Consider the following 781-nt stretch of genomic DNA (forward strand, 5'->3'; position numbering starts at 1 on the left):
AGTTGTTGCGTAGTGCTTGGTGACCAGGACGGCTGGGGCACAAATAGGTTGTCAAAGGCCGAGTCGATTTTGGGGACTGGGATGTCCCAAAATCTATCACGAGGCCGAAGACACGCTTGGGAGGCAGGCTTGTACTCATCTTAGGGGTGAGTAGTTACCCTGATTCTTTATTTACGTCCGTATCATCTGCTCATCTAAGCCAACTGTACTGACACAATAGCCTCGCGCCCAAAAATGTCGACCCGTAAAATTCCTTTTGACCTGCAGATATTCCCTGAATATCCGTATGGCTGATTTACCTTTCAGAAAACCGATGGTGTTTGCCACACTGTATTTGGGGGGAATCATCAACAGCATGTGAATGTGGTCGCGCATGGCGTAACCCTCTATCAATTCAACACCCTGCTGACGACATAACTCCCTCAATATCCCTCCTATTTCTTTCCTCAGCGTTCCGTAAATCGATTTCCTTCGATACTTCGGAACAAACACTACATGATATTTGCAATAATGCTTCACGTGAGCTTGGCTTTGCCAGTCTCTCATAATGGCCTCCTATAGAACTTGCTGGTTCAAAGGAGGCCATTTTCTTACTTCGCACGCCGGTACGGCAGAGCCTTTTCGTGTCTCACCGCCAGAGGCGGTGGTTTACCAAGTTTTAATTATTGAGTACCGATGCCAAGCTGACCCCGGAACAGATCATCGAAGCCTATGGAGAACGCTGGTCGATTGAATCGATGTTCAATCAACTGAAACTCTCCTGGGGCTTGAAAGAGGCCTG

1 protein-coding gene is annotated in these 781 nt (G+C 47.9%); it reads right to left on the reverse strand.

Annotation, left to right across the window (positions count from 1 at the left end):
- Positions 1–171: 171 nt before the first annotated feature.
- The gene (tnpA, locus tag ACOCD2_RS23390) at positions 172–546 is read right to left on the reverse strand and encodes an IS200/IS605 family transposase (protein ID WP_293650829.1); all 375 of its coding nucleotides are present in this window, start codon (positions 544–546) and stop codon (positions 172–174) included.
- Between the last annotated feature and the right edge of the window lie 235 nt (positions 547–781).

This window comes from Thiolapillus sp., assembly GCF_048562965.1.
Classification (GTDB): domain Bacteria; phylum Pseudomonadota; class Gammaproteobacteria; order Chromatiales; family Chromatiaceae; genus Thiolapillus; species Thiolapillus brandeum_A.

Bases quoted from the DNA above. Each gene is read 5' to 3' on its own strand.
- tnpA (WP_293650829.1), bottom strand. From the start codon at position 546: ATGAGAGACTGGCAAAGCCAAGCTCACGTGAAGCATTATTGCAAATAT.